Source organism: Pseudomonas campi (genome assembly GCF_013200955.2).
GTDB lineage: Bacteria > Pseudomonadota > Gammaproteobacteria > Pseudomonadales > Pseudomonadaceae > Aquipseudomonas > Aquipseudomonas campi.
In genome coordinates this window covers 752,090-768,268 of the sequence record NZ_CP053697.2, presented here as the reverse complement: position 1 = coordinate 768,268, position 16,179 = coordinate 752,090, and the positions used below count along the sequence as shown (strand labels likewise).

The 16,179-nt window shown below is 66.2% G+C and carries 16 protein-coding genes; 9 read left to right on the top strand and 7 right to left on the bottom strand.

From position 1 onward, the window contains the following. The first annotated feature begins 38 nt into the window (after positions 1-38). Positions 39-806, top strand: a complete 768-nt coding sequence (locus HNE05_RS03460) for a tetratricopeptide repeat protein (protein WP_173203372.1) — start codon at positions 39-41, stop codon at positions 804-806. A 21-nt stretch (positions 807-827) separates the two neighbouring features. Here the strand turns inward: HNE05_RS03460 and HNE05_RS03455 are convergent, their stop codons facing one another. Further along, entirely contained in the window at positions 828-1,682 is an 855-nt protein-coding gene (locus tag HNE05_RS03455; RefSeq protein ID WP_173203370.1) for a mechanosensitive ion channel family protein, read from the bottom strand. 165 nt (positions 1,683-1,847) lie between these two features. On the opposite strand from HNE05_RS03455, the gene HNE05_RS03450 reads away from it, so the two are divergent. The 4 genes from HNE05_RS03450 to HNE05_RS03435 all read left to right on the top strand — a co-directional run bounded on the left by HNE05_RS03450 (position 1,848) and on the right by HNE05_RS03435 (position 6,109). Then, positions 1,848-2,888, top strand: coding sequence for an extracellular solute-binding protein (locus HNE05_RS03450; protein ID WP_173203368.1), 1,041 nt, complete (start codon positions 1,848-1,850; stop codon positions 2,886-2,888). Continuing rightward, the gene (locus HNE05_RS03445) at positions 2,885-4,612 is read left to right on the top strand and encodes a diguanylate cyclase domain-containing protein (RefSeq protein ID WP_173203366.1); all 1,728 of its coding nucleotides are present in this window, start codon (positions 2,885-2,887) and stop codon (positions 4,610-4,612) included. Before HNE05_RS03450 ends, HNE05_RS03445 begins: the two co-directional genes overlap by 4 nt. Before the next feature lie 61 nt (positions 4,613-4,673). Then, positions 4,674-5,672, top strand: coding sequence for a response regulator (locus HNE05_RS03440; RefSeq protein ID WP_173203359.1), 999 nt, complete (start codon positions 4,674-4,676; stop codon positions 5,670-5,672). Between the two features lie 5 nt (positions 5,673-5,677). Next, a complete protein-coding gene (locus tag HNE05_RS03435; protein WP_173203357.1) occupies positions 5,678-6,109 on the top strand; it encodes a PAS domain-containing protein in 432 nt (143 codons plus the stop codon). Positions 6,110-6,201: 92 nt separating this feature from the next. On the opposite strand, the gene HNE05_RS03430 is transcribed toward HNE05_RS03435, so the two are convergent. From HNE05_RS03430 to HNE05_RS03420, 3 genes are all read right to left on the bottom strand, one after another. Continuing rightward, a complete protein-coding gene (locus HNE05_RS03430; protein WP_173203355.1) occupies positions 6,202-7,524 on the bottom strand; it encodes an RNA helicase RhlE1 in 1,323 nt (440 codons plus the stop codon). Positions 7,525-7,661: 137 nt separating this feature from the next. Further along, positions 7,662-8,264, bottom strand: a complete 603-nt coding sequence (locus HNE05_RS03425; RefSeq protein WP_173203353.1) for a 3'-5' exonuclease — start codon at positions 8,262-8,264, stop codon at positions 7,662-7,664. Positions 8,265-8,273: 9 nt separating this feature from the next. After that, positions 8,274-8,753: an NYN domain-containing protein gene (locus HNE05_RS03420; RefSeq protein WP_173203351.1), complete on the bottom strand. Its 480-nt coding sequence runs from the start codon at positions 8,751-8,753 to the stop codon at positions 8,274-8,276. 120 nt (positions 8,754-8,873) lie between these two features. Between HNE05_RS03420 and HNE05_RS03415 the strand changes: the two genes are divergently transcribed. Both HNE05_RS03415 and HNE05_RS03410 read left to right on the top strand, forming a co-directional pair. Continuing rightward, positions 8,874-9,548 carry a YciC family protein gene (locus HNE05_RS03415; RefSeq protein WP_173203349.1) on the top strand — a complete coding sequence of 225 codons (675 nt, stop codon included), beginning with the start codon at positions 8,874-8,876 and terminating at the stop codon, positions 9,546-9,548. A gap of 35 nt (positions 9,549-9,583) precedes the next feature. After that, the gene (locus HNE05_RS03410; RefSeq protein ID WP_173203347.1) at positions 9,584-10,018 is read left to right on the top strand and encodes a VOC family protein; all 435 of its coding nucleotides are present in this window, start codon (positions 9,584-9,586) and stop codon (positions 10,016-10,018) included. Positions 10,019-10,043: 25 nt separating this feature from the next. Here the strand turns inward: HNE05_RS03410 and HNE05_RS03405 are convergent, their stop codons facing one another. Together HNE05_RS03405 and HNE05_RS03400 are read right to left on the bottom strand one after the other, a co-directional pair. Beyond that, entirely contained in the window at positions 10,044-10,883 is an 840-nt protein-coding gene (locus HNE05_RS03405; protein WP_173203345.1) for an SDR family oxidoreductase, read from the bottom strand. 68 nt (positions 10,884-10,951) lie between these two features. Then, positions 10,952-11,191, bottom strand: a complete 240-nt coding sequence (locus HNE05_RS03400) for a CDGSH iron-sulfur domain-containing protein (protein ID WP_173203343.1) — start codon at positions 11,189-11,191, stop codon at positions 10,952-10,954. Positions 11,192-11,291: 100 nt separating this feature from the next. On the opposite strand from HNE05_RS03400, the gene HNE05_RS03395 reads away from it, so the two are divergent. Then, positions 11,292-12,368 carry an endonuclease/exonuclease/phosphatase family protein gene (locus HNE05_RS03395; RefSeq protein WP_173211591.1) on the top strand — a complete coding sequence of 359 codons (1,077 nt, stop codon included), beginning with the start codon at positions 11,292-11,294 and terminating at the stop codon, positions 12,366-12,368. A 373-nt stretch (positions 12,369-12,741) separates the two neighbouring features. Beyond that, on the top strand, positions 12,742-13,482 hold the full coding sequence (locus HNE05_RS03390) for a substrate-binding periplasmic protein (RefSeq protein WP_173203341.1): 741 nt from the start codon (positions 12,742-12,744) through the stop codon (positions 13,480-13,482). A gap of 154 nt (positions 13,483-13,636) precedes the next feature. On the opposite strand, the gene hrpB is transcribed toward HNE05_RS03390, so the two are convergent. Next, positions 13,637-16,156: an ATP-dependent helicase HrpB gene (hrpB, locus tag HNE05_RS03385; RefSeq protein ID WP_173203339.1), complete on the bottom strand. Its 2,520-nt coding sequence runs from the start codon at positions 16,154-16,156 to the stop codon at positions 13,637-13,639. Positions 16,157-16,179: the final 23 nt, after the last annotated feature.

The following is a 16,179-nucleotide window of genomic DNA, read 5'->3' as shown; positions in this document are numbered from 1 at the left end:
TGATAAACAGTGCCCCCCTTCAGCACGGATGCCGAACCATGCCCCTACTCGCCCTGCTACTTATCGCCTGCCAGGTTATCTGCGGTCTGCACGTGGTGCGCAGCGGCCAGGAGCGCTACTGGATCTACCTGATCATCGCCCTGCCCGGCCTGGGCTGCCTGATCTACGCTCTCGGCATCATGCTGCCGGACATGCTGCGCAGCCGCCGTGGCCGGCGCGCGGTCAACCAGCTGCACGACCGCTTCGACCCCGAGCGCCACTTGCGCGTCCTGCGCAACGACCTGGACATCAGCGACACCCGTGAAACCCGCGTGCTGCTCGCCGATGAACTGCTGCGCCTGAACCAGGCCGAGGAAGCCGCCAGCCATTACCAGGCGGCCCTGCGCGGCATCCATGCCCACGCCCCGGAAATCATGCTCGGTCTGGCCCGCGCCCACTTCGCCCACGGCGATGCCAGCGCCTGTCGCCTGACCCTGGAACAACTGCGCGAGCACAATCCCGACTTCCGCAGCGCCGATGGCCACCTGCTGTATGCCCAGACCCTGACGCAGCTGGGTGACGTGCTCAAAGCGGAAGAGGAGTACCGCGCCCTGCTCGGCTACTTCGCCGGGCCCGAAGCGCCCCTGCACTACGCCCTGCTACTCAAGCAGCTGGGGCGCAACCGCGAGGCCCGTGAGCTGCTGGAGCAGATCGACAGCTACGCCCGCCGCGCGCCCAAGCACTACCGCAACCTGCACCAGGCCTGCCTGGCGCAGGCGCGCAGCGAGCTGCAGGAACTAAGCAAAGCACTCGACCAGCCGGCCTGACCCGCCACCCTTACAAGCCAGTCAGGTGTTAACCGCCTGCTGCATGATCACCATCTGTGCCGGCATCGGTGCCGGGAAGCCGGCCTCGCCCAGGGCATCCTTGAGCACCTTGTTGGTGTCGAAGTAGACCTGCCAGTAGTGGTCGGTATGGCAATACGGGCGTACCGCCAGCACCGGCCCGACCAGGTTGAATTCGAGGATCTCCACATCCACCGCCGGCGTGGCCAGGACGTTGTCGATGGCGGCGATACGCTGCTTGAGCAGGGCCGCCGCCGCCTTCCAGTCTGCCGCCCCAGATAGCTGGGCCTGCAGGTCGACCCGGCGGAAAGCGTTGTGCGAGTAGTTCTGGATGTTGTCGGCGAAGATCTTGTTGTTGCCGACCAGGGTCAGCACGTTGTCCGGGGTATTGATCGCGGTGGCGAACAGGCCGATTTCCATCACCGTACCGGTCACCCCGCCCGCCGAGATGAAGTCGCCGACCTTGAACGGACGCAGGACGATGATGAAACCGCCTGCCGCCAGATTGGCCAGCAGCCCCGACCAGGCCATGCCGATGGCCAGGCCGACCGCGGCGATCAGCGCGGCGAAGGTAGTGGTCTGCACCCCGAAGTAGCCGAGGATGCCGATCACCAGGATGATGTTGAGGGTCACGGTGATAAAGGAGCCGACGTAGCGCAGCACGGTCGGGTCCACCGACTGCTTGCCCAGGGCCTTCTGCACTAGGCCGACGGCAAAGCCGATCAACCAGCGGCCGATGACCCAGAAGGCGATGGCCGCGAGAATCTTCACGCCGAAGGCGGCGCCATACTGGGCCACCAGTTCCATCAACTGGTTGGCCTTGGTGGTACCGGCGCTGATCAGTGCATTTTCTTCCATGCTGGATTACCTGCAAAAAGTGAATGACCCGCAAAACGCTAGCACGCCCCGCCGGGATTACCCGCCAGTGCATGTCTGCAGGCTGAAAAAGGCCATTTACAGGGGCGCGCAAGGCAGATTGCCATCGTATACACTGCAGAAGCTCCCTCGGTTTTGGCCTCGTCCATGACGTACCTACGCCTGCTTCCACTCATTCTCCTCACGATGCTGGCGCCTGCCCTGACCCAGGCCAACAGCCAGACGTTGCGCCTGCTCGTCTGGCCGGGCTACGCCGATGCCGACCTGGTGGAAGAGTTCGAGTCACGCCACCAGGTCAATGTCGAAGTCACCCTGGTCGGCAGCGATGATGTGCTGCGCAAGAAACTGGCGCACAACCAGGGCGCCGACTACGACCTGATCGCCGCCAACACCGCGGAAATCGAGTACTACATCGGCCAGCAACTGCTACAACCGCTGCAGCCCACGCGCATTGCCAACACCACCCGCCAGCTCTGGCGTTTTCGCGACTACCAGAAGATTCCCGGCATCACGGCCGCCGGCCAGGTCTACGCCATCCCCTACACCTACTCGGACATGGGCCTGATCTACGACCGCAAGCAGTTCAGTACCCCGCCGCAATCGATCACCAGCCTGTGGGATCCGCAATACCGCGGCAAAGTGCTGGCCTTCAACGCCAGCAGTCACAACTTCTCGCTGGCCAGCCTGGCCCGTGGCCGCGACCCGTTCCGCATTGCCAACAACGATTTCCCCCAGGTCACCGAGCAACTGATTGCCCTGCGCCGCAACGTGCTGACCTTCTATTCCCTGCCGGAAGAAGCCGCCGACCTGTTCCGCGAACACTCCGTGGCCCTGCTGTTCGCCAACTACGGCCGCCAGCAACTCAAGCAGCTGCAGGACGCCGGTGCCGATGTCGGCTATGCGATCCCCCGCGAAGGCGCCCTTGCCTGGCTCGACTGCTGGGCGATCAGCCGCGGCGCACAGGATGTGGCACTGGCCGAAGCCTGGATCAACTTCAGCCTGGAAGCCCACGTCAGCCGGGCGCTGACCGAACGCCAGGGGCTGTCCAACACCCTGGAAGAACCCCCGGGCGCGGAGAAGCCGGGACAACTGATCTGGCTGCGCCCGGTCGAGGATGACGCCCGTCGTGCGGCTCTCTGGCAACGCATCCTCTCTGGCGAACGCCCGCCCCTGCAGGAGGCGCCATGAAATACGGCATCGCCTTCAAGCTGGGTTGCCTGCTGGCGCTGTTCGGCATCCTGGTCACCGGCCTCACCGGCTACTACTCCTACAACAGCAGCCGCAGCATGCTGCTCAAGGCCGCCGAGCGCGACCTGCTGACCGCCGCCCAGGTGCTCGGACGCAACCTGGGCAGCAGCCTCGAGAGCATCGCCCGCGACACCCGCCTGCTGGCCGGCGCGCCGCAGGCGCTGCAGCTACCCGGCAGTACCGATCAGGAACTGCGCGAGGAGGTCGAAAGCGAACTGGCCCAACTGTTTCGCGCCATGCTCCAGGTGCACCCCGAGTATGTCCAGATCCGCCTGATCAGCGCGTCCGGCCACGGCCTCGAGCAGGTGCGGGTGGATCGCGACGACGAAGAGCTGATTGCAGTCAGAGGCGCCGATCTGCAGGAAAAAGGCCACTACCCCTACGTCTTCGATGCCCTGCGCCTGCAACCCGGCGAGGTGCGCCTGTCGCCGATCGTGATCAACCATGAGCGGGGTGCCCACTCCGGGCTGGGCCAACCGACGCTGCATGTGTCCACCCCGGTGGCCGACAGCAGCGGCAAGGTGTTCGCCCTGATCGTCATCAACATCGACCTCGACCGCCTGTTCAGCCAGCTGCAAAGCGACCTGCCCGCGCAGTACAAGGTGTACCTGAGCAACCGCTGGGGCGACCTGCTGATCCACCCGGACAAACGACGCACCTTCGGCTTCGACCAGGGCCGCCGCCTGTTCCTCCAGGAGGAGTTCCCGGACGCCAGCCAGCTGATTACCAACGAAAAACACGAGAACCTGGTCGCGCGCAGCGTCGAACAGGCGCAGCAGGACCGTCAGGTGGCCGCGTTCGTCCGGGTCCAGGCCAACGTGCAATCCAAGGAACGCTTCGTCATTCTCGGCCTGGCCCAACCACAGAGCTATGTACTGGCCGAGGCCTCACGCCTGGGCTTGCGTATCGCCCAGGTCGTCCTGCTGTTCAGCCTGCTGGCCCTGTTCACTGCCTTTATCGCTTCGCGGGCGCTGACCCGTCCGCTGAAGAGCATGACCCAGGCCGTGCAACAGTTCTCCCGCGAGCGCCGCGTCAGCGACCTGCCGCCGCGGCGCGATGAACTGGGCGTGCTGGCCCGCAGCTTTCGCGAGATGCAGGAAGAAATTCTTACCCACCTGCAAGAGCTGACCGAGAGCCGCAGCGCCCTCGAGCACCTGGCCCGGCATGATCCGCTGACCGGCCTGCCCAACCGCCGGGTGTTCTTCGAGCGCCTCGAACATGCCCTGGCCAACTCACGCCGCAGCGGCAAACAGCTGGCCGTGCTGTTCGTCGACCTCGACCACTTCAAGCAGCTCAACGACAACCTCGGCCACAGCCTCGGCGACCACGTGCTGCAGGCAGTCGCCCACCTGTTGCGCTCGGCCACCCGTGAAAGCGATACGGTGGCACGCCTGGGCGGCGATGAATTCGTCATCCTCTTCGAGGTGGTGGAAGACCCGCAGCACATCGTCACCATCCTCGACAAACTGCATGATCGCTTCCAGCTGTCCATGCTGATCGACGGCCACGAGGTGAAGGTGCAGGCCAGCATGGGCGTCAGCCTGTTCCCGCGCGACGGCGACGACATCGAGGCCCTGGTGCAGCAGGCCGACCGCGCCATGTACGCGGCGAAGAATGCCGGCCGCAACACCTACGCCTTCAACCTGTCGGATACGCCGAGCTAGGGCCGCCCAGCAGCTATGCTGGGCGGTAACTCCTCTCGAATCTTCAGCGTGGTATCGCCCCGTGATTCCGCTTCTGATCTGCGACGACTCCGTCATGGCGCGCAAACAGCTGATTCGCGCCCTGCCAACCGACTGGCCGGTGAGCATCACCCAGGCCACCCAGGGTGAGGAAGGCCTCGCGGCCATCCGCCAGGGCCTTGGCCAGGTGGTGCTGCTCGACCTGACCATGCCGGTCATGGACGGCTATCAGGTACTCGCCCAGCTGCGCAGCGAAGGCCTGCTGAGCAAGGTGGTGGTGGTCTCCGGCGATGTCCAGGAGGAAGCCCTGCGCCGCGTGCAGGAACTCGGCGCACTGGGTTTCATCAAGAAGCCGGCAGCGCCCGAGGAACTGCGCGCCACGCTGATTCGCCTGGGCCTGTACCACCCGCCCGCGATCCATGAGCCGCCCCAGCCACGGGCCGAGCTGGCGCTCAAGGTCAACTTCCGCGATGCCCTGCGCGAGGTCAGCAACGTCGCCATGGGCCGTGCCGCGGCCCTACTGGCCAAGGTACTGAAGGTCTTCGTGCGCCTGCCAATCCCCAACGTCAACCTCTTCGAGGTCAGCGAACTGCACATGGCCCTGCTCGATGCGCAGAGCGGCCAGCGCCTGAGCGCGGTGTGCCAGGGCTTCATCGGCGATGCGATTGCCGGCGAAGCACTGCTGCTGTTCCATGACTCGGAGACCGGCGACATCGCCCGCCTGCTCGGCTGGCAGCCACAGAACGACACGGAAACCTCGGAGATGCTGCTCGACCTGGCGAGCATCCTGATCGGCGCCTGCCTGTCCGGGATTGCCGAACAGATCGACGTGCGCTTCTCCCAGGGCCACCCGCAACTACTCGGCCAGCACGCCTCCATCGAACAACTGATCGGCCTCAACCAGCAACGCTGGAAGCAGACCCTGGCCGTGGAGATCAGCTACAGCCTGGAAGGCCACGCGGTGCATTTCGATCTGTTGCTGCTGTTCACCGAAGACTCGCTGGCGCGCCTGACCCATAAAATCCAGTACCTGATGGAGTAACGCCGATGCCCGCGCAGATCGACATCAAGGAGTTGCACTGGCTGCTCGATATCGTGCAGTGCCTGGATGTCGGGGTGATCGTGCTGGATCGTGCCTACCGTATCGAGGTGTGGAACAGCTTCATGGAAAACCATTCTGGCCTGGGCTCCGACGAGGTACAGGGGCACAACCTGTTCGAGCTGTTCACCGAAGTCGACGAAGCCTGGTTCCGGCGCAAGGTGGAAACCGTGGTGCAACTGGGCACCCGCGCCTTCAGCCTGTGGGAGCAGCGCCCCTACCTGCTGCATTTCAAGAGCTACCAGCCGATCACCGGGCAGGCCGACTTCATGTACCAGAACGTCACCATCCTGCCGCTGGCCGCCATGGGCGAGATCGAACATGTCTGCGTGATGCTCTACGACATGACCGATGCGGCCATGCACAAGCTCGGCCACTAGGTCACATAGCGCAGCGCCACGGCCGCTGGGGTGTGCCGCGCGCACCCGCAAGCCCCCAGGTGCGCACAGCGCACCCTACGCGGTCAGACCGGTCAGGGTCTCTTCTTCGCCTTGCCGCCAAAGCTCGGTGCCTTGCGCACCGCCTTGACCACCGGCGCGGCCGGTTCTTCGCTCTCCAGCCACTTACCCAGGCCGGCCTTGCCGCCCACCACCTTGGGTTTCTTCGGCTTTTTCGGCTTCTTCAGCACCTGGCCGCTGGCGTCGGTCTGCGGCACCCGGTGATCCGGCTCGAAGCCGGGCTCGTCGACCCGACGCAAGGTCTGGCGGATCAGCACTTCGATGGCCGAGAGCAGCTGCACTTCGTCGGCACACACCAGCGACACCGCCTGGCCAGTAGCGCCGGCGCGACCGGTACGACCGATGCGGTGCACGTAGTCCTCGGCGACGATCGGCAGGTCGAGGTTGACCACCAGCGGCAGGTCGTCGATATCCAGGCCCCGCGCCGCTACATCGGTGGCCGCCAGCACCCGCACTTCGCCGTCCTTGAAGCGCTGCAGGGCGCGCAGGCGCGACGGCTGCGGCTTGTCACCGTGAATCGAGTCGGCGGCGATGTCTTCGGCCAGCAGCAGTTTTTCCAGCTCGTCGACGCCCTTGCGCGTCTTCACGAACACCAGCACCTGATCCCAGCGCTGGCTGCGGTAGAGGTGCAGAAACAGTTCACTCTTGCGCTTCTTGTCCACCGTCACCAGCCACTGCTTGACGCTCTGCGCCGCGGCATTGCGCGGACTGACCTCGACGCTCAGCGGGTCGTTCAGCAGCTCCTTGGCCATGCTGCGGATGGCGTCAGAGAAGGTCGCGGAGAACAGCAGGGTCTGGCGCTTTTTCGGCAGGGCGCAGAACACTTCATCCAGCTCGCGGGCGAAGCCCAGGTCGAGCATGCGGTCGGCCTCGTCCAGCACCAGCGCTTGCAGCTGGTTGAACTTCACCGCGTTCTGCCGGTACAGGTCGAGCAGCCGGCCGGGCGTGGCCACCAGCAGGTCGATGCCCTTGCGCAGCTTCATCATCTGCGGGTTGATGCTGACCCCGCCGTACACCGCATAGGTGCGCAGCGGCAGGTTCTGCCCGTACTGCAGGATGCTCTGGTGCACCTGCTCGGCCAGCTCGCGGGTCGGCACCAGCACCAGAGCGCGCACCGAGTTGCTCGCCACCTGACCGCCTTGCATGGTCAGCGTTTGTAATAACGGCAGAGCGAAACCGGCGGTCTTGCCGGTGCCGGTCTGCGCCGCGGCGAGCAGATCGCGGCCCTTGAGTACGGCAGGGATCGCCTCCTTCTGCACCGGTGTCGGGGTGCGGTAGTCGAGGCTGTCGAGGGCACGCAGCAGGGGGTCGATCAGGCCGAGGGCGGCGAAAGTCATGGCAGGTAACCGGCAAAAGGAAGAACAGGGCGCAAGTTTACCTGCTGCGCGCGGCCAAGGCCCATCAAATGGCGGCGGGCGCCTGTAGCCCGGATGCAATCCGGGGGCTGTGCGTGAACGCCCGGAGTACCTCAGGGCTACGCCTTGAGCAGTGCACGCACCTTGGCCGCCGAGAGCTTCTGCAGGCCGCACAGGTAGGCATGACTGACTTCGGCGACGCCGTAGCGCTCGCGCAGGCGGCTGGCCAGCAGCAGGGTCAGGTTGGCGGCCATTTCCGCATCGGCCAGCGCGCGGTGAGCCTTGCCAGTGTCCGGCAGGCTGGCCCAGCGATTGAGGTTGCCCAGCTTGTGGCTGGGCGCCTCCGGCAGCAGCCGGCGCGCCAGCAGCAGCGAGCAGGCGAACTCCTGGCTGCGCCGGCGGCGCAGCAGGCCCAGCTCGGCATCCCAGAACTTCGCGTCGAAGGCGGCGTTGTGCGCCAGCAGCGGCGTGCTGCCGACGAAATCGGCCACCTCGCCCATCACCTTGGCCACCGGCGGCGCGCTGCGCACCATGGCATTGCTGATGCCGGTGAGCTGCTCGATAAAGGGCGGAATCCACGCCCCGGCATTCATCAGGCTCTGGTAGCGCTCGACGATCCGGCCATCCTCGATGATCGCCACACCGATCTCGGTAGGCCGGGCATTCTGCGCCGGCGACATGCCGGTGGTTTCAAAGTCGATTACGGCAATACGGTCCTGCATCCAGCGTCCTTAGTTTTTCAGCAATAGTGCGCCTTCGACCGGCACATAGCGGTCGGCGGCGCGGATCAGCGAGTTGGCGGTCAGCCCGGGCACGCCATACACACAGCTGCTCACCCCGTGGGCGCTGCGCAGTTTGTCCAGCAGCAGGTCGAAGTCACCATCGCCGGAGGCCAGCACCACTTCGTCGACCCGCGGTGCGGCGTCCAGCACGTCGATGCAGATGCCCACGTCCCAGTCGCCCTTGGCCGAGCCGTCGCTACGCTGGATAAAGGGTTTCAGGCGCACCTCGAAACCCAGGTTGCGCAGGATCTGCTGGAACTGGCGTTGCTTGGGATCACCACGGTCGATGGCATAGGCGTAGGCCTCGACGATCTGCCCGCTGGCACTCACCTCGGCCCACAGGGCGGCATAGTTGAAGTGGCAGCCATGGGCCTGGCGCACGGTGTAATAGAGGTTCTGCACATCGGCGAACAGGGCGATTTTCTTCACGGGGCAGCCTGGCAATGGAAGCGGCGGCCATTATGCGTCAGCCAACAACGATGCGCGTCATGTTCCCCCGCCCCGGCCATCGGCTAAAGTGAAAGCTGAAGCACTGCCACGAAATCAGCCATGAACCCACTCAGCGTCCTGCGCGACTCATTCATCTTCTTCAGCCGCAACCTGCACAGCATCGCCCCGCTGTGCCTGCCGCTGATTGCCTTGGAGTGCCTGCTGCGCGCCGTGGTCGCCGGCCTGGTACCGGTCGCGCACTCGCCCACCTACGAGCTGCTGGTCGGCCTGGCCATCTATCCGCTGTACAGCGCCGCGCTGATCCTGTTTCTCGACGCCCGCAGCCAGGGCCGCCGACCGAGTCTGCGCAACCTGCTGGCGGCCAGCGTGCTGCAATGGCCGGCCTTCGCCGTGCTGGCCGGACTGAGCACCCTGTTGATCATGCTGGCCGCGCAGGCTTTCGTCCTGCCCGCGCTGTGGGTGATGGTCAAGCTGGCCTTCGCCGAATACCTGCTGGTGCTGCGCGGGCTGACGCCGCTGCAGGCGATGCGCGAAAGCTTCATGCTGACCATCGGTCACTTCTGGTCGCTGCTGGCCTGCGTGCTGCTGGTGATCGTGCCGCTGTGGCTGCTGGACGACTGGACCCTGCAGCTGCTCGGCGAACAGCCGGATGCCGTCGGCAGTCTGTTGTTGGACATCCTCAATGGCTTCCTCCAGCTGTTCTCCACCGTGGTGCTGTTCCGCTGCTTCATGCTCTGCACCCCGCAGCCGGCAGAGGAAAGCCATAGCAGCTAGGCTAGTCTGGTGGGTTTATCCAGGGAGGAATGAGCATGTCCGAGCCAAACCCCAGCATCCTGTCCCATGTGTCGATTGGCACCAACCGCTTCGATCAGGCCGTGGCCTTCTACGACAAGGTCCTGGCCACCCTCGGTTGCAAGCGCATCCTGGCCCATCCCGGTGCGGTGGCCTGGGGCCGCGAATACCCGGAGTTCTGGGTGCAGACACCGATCGACGGCCAGCCGGCCAATGTCGGCAACGGCACTCACTTCGGCTTCGTCGCGCCGGACAAGGAGGCCGTACAGGCCTTCTACGCCGCCGCCCTGGAAGCAGGCGCCAGCCCCGACGGCCCACCCGGGCCACGTCCGGATTATGGCGAGCCTTACTATGGCTGCTTCGTGCGCGACCTCGACGGGCACAAGATCGAAGCGGCCTACTGGGACATGGAACAGGTCTACGAGCTGTATACCGAACCGCACAACCACTAAGCGCGGTTCGTGCCGGCAATCGCAGCTAGCGGCTGGAACCCGGCTTCAAGCCGGACAAGCGCGGCAGCAATACCCGCTCGAACAGGCGCGGGAAGAAGCGCGCCAGCAGGCGTGCCCGCCAGTTGATGTTGGACAGCACCAGCAGGCGCCGCCGTGCCAGGGCGCCACGATAAATGGCTTCGGCCACGTCCTGGGCCGAAGCCACCTTGCCGATCGCCAGGGGCGGTTGCTGGGCCATCGAGCCATCGCCGACCAGGGCATTCTTGCGCAGGTCGGTGGCGGTAAACCCCGGACACACCAGCATCACATTCACCCCCGAGCCCTTGAGCTCGGCACGCAGGGTCTCGAACAGGCCATGCAGGGCATGCTTGCTGGCGTTGTAGGCGCTGCGATAGAGCAGCGGGGCGAAGCCGGACAGCGAGCTGAGCACGATGATCTGCCCGCGCCGGGCGATCAGGCTGGGCAGCGCGGCCCGGGTGCAATGCACGGCGCCGAAGTAGTTGACCGCCATGATCCGCTGGAACACCGCCAGCTCGGTCTCGGCGAAGGTGCTGCGGTGGGTGATACCGGCATTGTTGATCAGCACATCGATGCCGCCAAAGCGCTCACAAGCCAGGGCTATCGCCTGCTCGACCGCCAGCGCATCGGCCACGTCACAGCGCAGGCCGAGGGCATCGCAGTTGTGGTGATCACGCAGGTGCTGCACCAGGCTGTCCAGCTCGGTCTGCTGCAGATCGAGGATCACCAGGCGGGCGCCAGCCTGGGCCAGGCGCATGGCCAGGGCCCGGCCGATACCGGCACAGCCACCGGTAATCAACACCACCTTGCGTTCGAATACCTTGTTGGCGAATACCTTGCGATACATGCGAGCCCCCCGTGGTTGTGCAATCCGCCGCCGCGCAAATGAACCGGCGAGCAGCAACAGCTTATGCGCTACAGATCGTTGTGCGAACCATCGCACAAGGGTGCGCTATGGCTGTGCTTGCAGCCACAGAAATACAGGGTCTCGCTGCGTTCGGCATGCAGCTTCAACGGGCGCAGGTCAGTGCCCTGATGCGCGCCATCGCAGAACGGCTGCTTGCCACTGCGCCCGCAGCGGCACCAGAAGTAATCCTGACCGGCCACCACATCCACGGCATAGGGGCCGCGCTGGGCAATCTGCACCTCACTCATCGACAACCCCCTCGAGGCTAGCGATCCGCTGGCCGCAGGCATGCTGCGGGCGCGCATCTCGGGTATGCTCATGTCCTTCCAGCATAGTCCAGCCCGGCCGATGACCCTGCCACGCCCCCTGCGCCTCCTTCTGCTCGGCCTGATGAGCAGCGCCATCATCCTTGCGGCGCTGGTCTACAGCCTGACCTGGCACCCTGCCGCCCGCGAACCGGCCAGCCTGATCTGCCCAGTCAATGCGCCTGTGCTGCAGCCCGGCCAGGCCCTCAAGGTGATGACCTGGAACGTGCAGTTCCTCGCCGGCAAGCGCTATGTGTTCTGGCATGACCTGGCTGGCGGTCAGGACCAACGCCCTACCGCGACCGACCTGGCCTACAACCTCGACGAAGTGGCGCGGGTGATCCGCGACGAGCAACCGGATCTGGTGCTGCTGCAGGAGCTGCACAACGGCGCCCGCGCCACTGACTACCAGAACCAGCTGCAGCTGCTGCAGGAACGCCTCAACGACCTCTACCCCTGCCGCGCGGCGACCTTCTATTGGCAGGCCGCCTTCGTCCCGCATCCACAGATCATGGGCAGCGTCGGCATGCAGCTGGCCACCCTCAGCCGCGTGCGCATTGCCCGCGCCGAGCGCCTGCAGCTGCCACGCATCCGCGGCAACCTGCTGAGCCGCCAGTTCCAGCCCCAGCATGCGCTGCTGACCAGCTACCTGCCGCTGGCCAACGGCCAGGAGCTGGTGGCGATCAACACCCAACTGGCCGAGCCCAGCCGTGCCAGTGACGACGGTGCCCGCCAGGTTGCCATGTCCGGCAGCCTGCTCGACCAGCTGGAAAGCCAGCGCACACCCTGGCTGTTTGCCGGCGACCTCAATCGGCTGCCACCGGGGCCGCAATACCAACAACTCGCCGCCGCCCAGCGCCAGCACTTCCATCCGCAGAGTGAACTGACGCCGCTGCTGGCGCGCTACCCGAGCATCCCCACTGCGCAGGAAGCCGAGCAAGCCGCCTGGCATACCCAGCAGCCCAACGACCCGCAGCTCAGCAAAGCCGATCGCACGGTCGATTACCTGCTCTACAGCCCCCGCCTGGTGCGGCTCGACGCACGAGTACGGAACGGCGATACGCAGCGTATTTCCGACCACCTACCGATCAGCGCGCGCCTGCTGTTGCCGCTCGACTGACCAGTCAGAGCGAGCCACTAGGGTCTGTTCCCGTTTCGTTCGCGAACCGCGTTGCTGCGCAAAATCGCGCCAGGCTAGGCGCGGGACGCAGGCAATGGTCATTCCCTTGGCAAGTCCCGCAACGACGCATGGCGCGATTTTGCGCGCAACCCGAAGGGACGGGCCTGTTTTCGCGCGGGACGTCGTTACTCGACGGCTCATTTTGACGACCAAACCTCGCGTCTCGCGCCTAGCCCCGCGCAAAAACAGGCTCCGTCGCGGCCGTGAACGAAACGGGAACAGACCCTAGACAAAGTCTGTGGCTGCCTCCATGCTCAGACTGACCTGCAGTTCGCAATAACAACAAGACGGCCGCAGAGCCGCGAAGTAGACGATGCCGAGACTTTTTCTAGCTGCCCTACTGGCCTGTTTCTGCTGCGCCAGCGCACAGACCCAGGCGGCCGACACCCTGCGCCAGGTGACCGTCGGCTATTACGAATTCCCGCCCTATTCCTGGACCGATGAGAATGGCCAGCCACGCGGCAGCGTGCTGACCCTGACCGAACGTCTGCTACGCCATGCCGGCTACCGCGGCGTCTACCGCTCGTTTCCGGGCGCGCGCCTGTATGCCGGCCTGCAAGATGGCAGCGTGCAGCTGTGGCCAGGCGCAGGCGGCAAGACCGAGCTGCGCGGCCATACCCTGGAGGCACGCAACCACTTCGGCGGAATCACCCTGGCGCTGTACTACCGCAAGGACACGCCCAAGCCGAAGATTCCCGAAGACCTGGTCGGGCGCGGCATCATCCTAATCAGTGGCTACACCTACTGGAAAGCGGTCAACGACCTGCTCGATGACCCGAGCCTGAACCTCACCACCCATCGCACCAGCACTCACCAAGCCGCCCTGGAAATGCTCCAGCGCCAGCGCGGCGACTTCCTCATCGACTACCAGCAGCCGGTTGAACAGGTCCTCAAGAGCATGGGTGCCGAGCCGCTGCCATTCACCGTGCTGCAGAGCCTGCAGCTGCGCTTTGTGGCTTCACGGCATGCCGAAGGCAGCGCCACCCTGCTCAACGCCCTGGATCGCGCCTATGACGAACTGCTGGCTGCTGGCGCCGACCTCAACGTGCGCTGAGCAACAGTAGTTGCGGATCGCCCGCCGCAAAGCCGGCAGAGAGTCCCTGGCGAGCATGCCGTAGCCTATGGCAGTAGCCCGGATGCAATCCGGGATGCAGGCTACTCCGCTCCCGGATTGCATCCGGGCTACGGAATAACTCAGATTCCGCGCCTTATTTGCGCGGCTTGGCCCGCGCGGTGGGCTCGGCGATTAACGGGTCGTCCGGCCAGTAGTGCTTGGGGTAACGGCCCTTGAGATCCTTCTTCACCTCCAGATAGGTATTGGCCCAGAAGCTGGCCAGGTCCTGGGTCACCTGCACCGGCCGCCGTGCCGGCGACAGCAGGTGCAGCTTGAGCCCCAGGCGACCGCCGGCGATGCGTGGCGTGGCGGCCAGGCCGAACAGCTCCTGCAGGCGCACCGCCAGTACCGGCGGCTCCTCGCTGTAGTCGATACCAATGCGTGAGCCGGACGGCACCGCCAGGCTGCGCGGCGCCAGCTCGTCGAGCTGCTGCGGCAGGGGCCAGGGCAGCAGGCCGGCGAGGATGCCGGGCAGCTCCAGGTTGGCAAAGTGACTGAGCCGGCTGACCTTGCCCAGATAGGGCTGCAACCAGTTTTCCAGGCTGGCCAGCAACGCCGCATCGCTCAGGTCGGGCCAGGCACTGCTGCCCTTGTCCTGCAGATCCAGGCGGCGCAACAGCGCCACCCGCGCCTGCCACTGGCGCAACTCGGGCGTCCAGGGCAGCAGCTCCAGGCCCTTGCGCCGCACCAGACCGAGCAGGGCACGTGCCCGCGCGCTGTCATCCAAACCATTCAAGGCCTCGCTGCTGAGCACCAGCGCGCCGACCTTGCGCTGGCGTTCGGCGCGCAACACGCCTTCGCGCTCGTCCCAATCCAGCTCCTCGACCTGGCTGACCTGCTCGGCCAGCACGCCGTCGAACAGCGCGGGGTCGAGATCGGCCGCCAGATAGATGCGCTCCTCGCGCTGGCCCTGGCGACTGCCGAGGTCGGCGATCACCAGCCACTCGTGTTTCATCAAGGCGTCCGGCTCGCCGAACTGCGCCGCACGGCCATTGGCCAGGCGGTAGTCGCCGCCACCCGCACGGCGCTGGCGGGCGACCCGGTCCGGATAGGCGAACGCCAGCAGGCAGCCGAGCCAGCGTGGATGCCCGGCATCGGCCACCGCCTCGCGCGCCGGACCACGCAGGTATCCACGGAACTGTCGGGCCAGCTGGCGTGCGCGCTGCACAGCACCCTTGGCGCCGCGCTGAGCCTTGTCCTCACCGCTGAGCAGGGCGATCCGGCTGTGCAGATCGGCCCCAGCACCACGCAGGATGTCGCGCTCGCCGAGCAGCGCGGCCAGGTCGCAAGCCAGGTTGCCCAGGCCCAGCGCCTGGCCGCGCAACAGCAGATGGGCGATGCGCGGGTGTGCCGGCAACTCGGCCATGGCCTGGCCGTGGGCCGTCAGCACCCCGCGTGCGTCCAGGGCGCCTAGGCGCTGCAACAGCTCGCGCGCCTGGGCGAACGGCGCGGCCGGCGGCGCATCGAGAAAGGCCAGCTCTCCGGGCTCGACACCCCAGCGCGCCAGCTGCAGAGCCAGCCCGGCCAGGTCGGCCGCGAGGATTTCCGCCGTGCCGTAAGCGGCCAGCTGTTCGTGCTGGGCCTGCGACCACAGGCGATAGCACACGCCCGGCTCGAGACGGCCGGCGCGGCCGGCGCGCTGGGTGGCGCTGGCGCGGGAGATGCGTTGGGTGTCCAGGCGGGTCATGCCGCTGGCCGGATCGAAGCGCGGCACCCGCGCCAGGCCGGCATCCACCACCACGCGCACGCCGTCGATGGTCAGGCTGGTCTCGGCGATATTGGTCGCCAGCACCACCTTGCGCTTGCCCGTCGGCGCCGCCTCGATAGCCGCACGCTGGGCGCTCAGGTCCAGCTCGCCATGCAGCGGGCAGAGCAAAATCTCATCACGCCCGCGCAGCGCCTCGGCCAGTTGCTCATGCACCCGGCGGATCTCGGCCTGGCCGGGGAGGAACAGCAACAGGCTGCCCGGCTCGTCGGCCAGGGCCTGCAGCACCGCCTGGGTGACGCGCTGCTCGATCCACTCGCCGGGCTGGAACGGGCTGCCCCAGCGGATATCCACCGGATGCATGCGCCCTGCGCTGGACACCACCGGAGCATCATCGAGCAGGCGTGACAGGCGTTCGCCTTCCAGGGTCGCCGACATCAGCAGCACCTTCAGCGGCGGATCGTCGCGCAACAGCTCGCGACCGTTGAGGCACAGGGCCAGGGCCAGGTCGGCATCCAGGCTGCGCTCGTGGAACTCATCGAAGATCACCAGGCCGACGCCCTCCAGCGCCGGATCATCCTGCAGGCGGCGGGCGAGAATGCCTTCGGTGACCACCTCGATGCGCGTGCGCGGGCCGACCTTGCTCTCCAGGCGGATGCGGTAGCCGACCGTTTCACCGACCTGCTCACCCAGCTCGCTGGCCAGGCGCTCGGCGGCCGCACGCGCCGCCAGGCGACGCGGTTCGAGCATGAGGATGCGCTGCCCGCCCAGCCAGGCTTCGTCGAGCAGGGCCAGCGGCACGCGGGTGGTCTTGCCGGCGCCGGGCGGCGCTTCCAGCACGGCCTCGTGGCGCTCGGCCAGGGCAGTGCGCAGGGCAGGCAAAACGGCATCTATGGGTAAGGGGGTCATGGCGGCTCCGCAAACAAGGCGGC

Coding starts and splice junctions, on each gene's coding strand:
- HNE05_RS03460 (WP_173203372.1), top strand. CDS start 39: ATGCCCCTACTCGCCCTGCTACTTATCGCCTGCCAGGTTATCTGCGGT.
- HNE05_RS03455 (WP_173203370.1), bottom strand. CDS start 1,682: ATGGAAGAAAATGCACTGATCAGCGCCGGTACCACCAAGGCCAACCAG.
- HNE05_RS03450 (WP_173203368.1), top strand. CDS start 1,848: ATGACGTACCTACGCCTGCTTCCACTCATTCTCCTCACGATGCTGGCG.
- HNE05_RS03445 (WP_173203366.1), top strand. CDS start 2,885: ATGAAATACGGCATCGCCTTCAAGCTGGGTTGCCTGCTGGCGCTGTTC.
- HNE05_RS03435 (WP_173203357.1), top strand. CDS start 5,678: ATGCCCGCGCAGATCGACATCAAGGAGTTGCACTGGCTGCTCGATATC.
- HNE05_RS03430 (WP_173203355.1), bottom strand. CDS start 7,524: ATGACTTTCGCCGCCCTCGGCCTGATCGACCCCCTGCTGCGTGCCCTC.
- HNE05_RS03425 (WP_173203353.1), bottom strand. CDS start 8,264: ATGCAGGACCGTATTGCCGTAATCGACTTTGAAACCACCGGCATGTCG.
- HNE05_RS03415 (WP_173203349.1), top strand. CDS start 8,874: ATGAACCCACTCAGCGTCCTGCGCGACTCATTCATCTTCTTCAGCCGC.
- HNE05_RS03410 (WP_173203347.1), top strand. CDS start 9,584: ATGTCCGAGCCAAACCCCAGCATCCTGTCCCATGTGTCGATTGGCACC.
- HNE05_RS03405 (WP_173203345.1), bottom strand. CDS start 10,883: ATGTATCGCAAGGTATTCGCCAACAAGGTATTCGAACGCAAGGTGGTG.
- HNE05_RS03400 (WP_173203343.1), bottom strand. CDS start 11,191: ATGAGTGAGGTGCAGATTGCCCAGCGCGGCCCCTATGCCGTGGATGTG.
- HNE05_RS03395 (WP_173211591.1), top strand. CDS start 11,292: ATGACCCTGCCACGCCCCCTGCGCCTCCTTCTGCTCGGCCTGATGAGC.
- HNE05_RS03390 (WP_173203341.1), top strand. CDS start 12,742: ATGCCGAGACTTTTTCTAGCTGCCCTACTGGCCTGTTTCTGCTGCGCC.
- hrpB (WP_173203339.1), bottom strand. CDS start 16,156: ATGACCCCCTTACCCATAGATGCCGTTTTGCCTGCCCTGCGCACTGCC.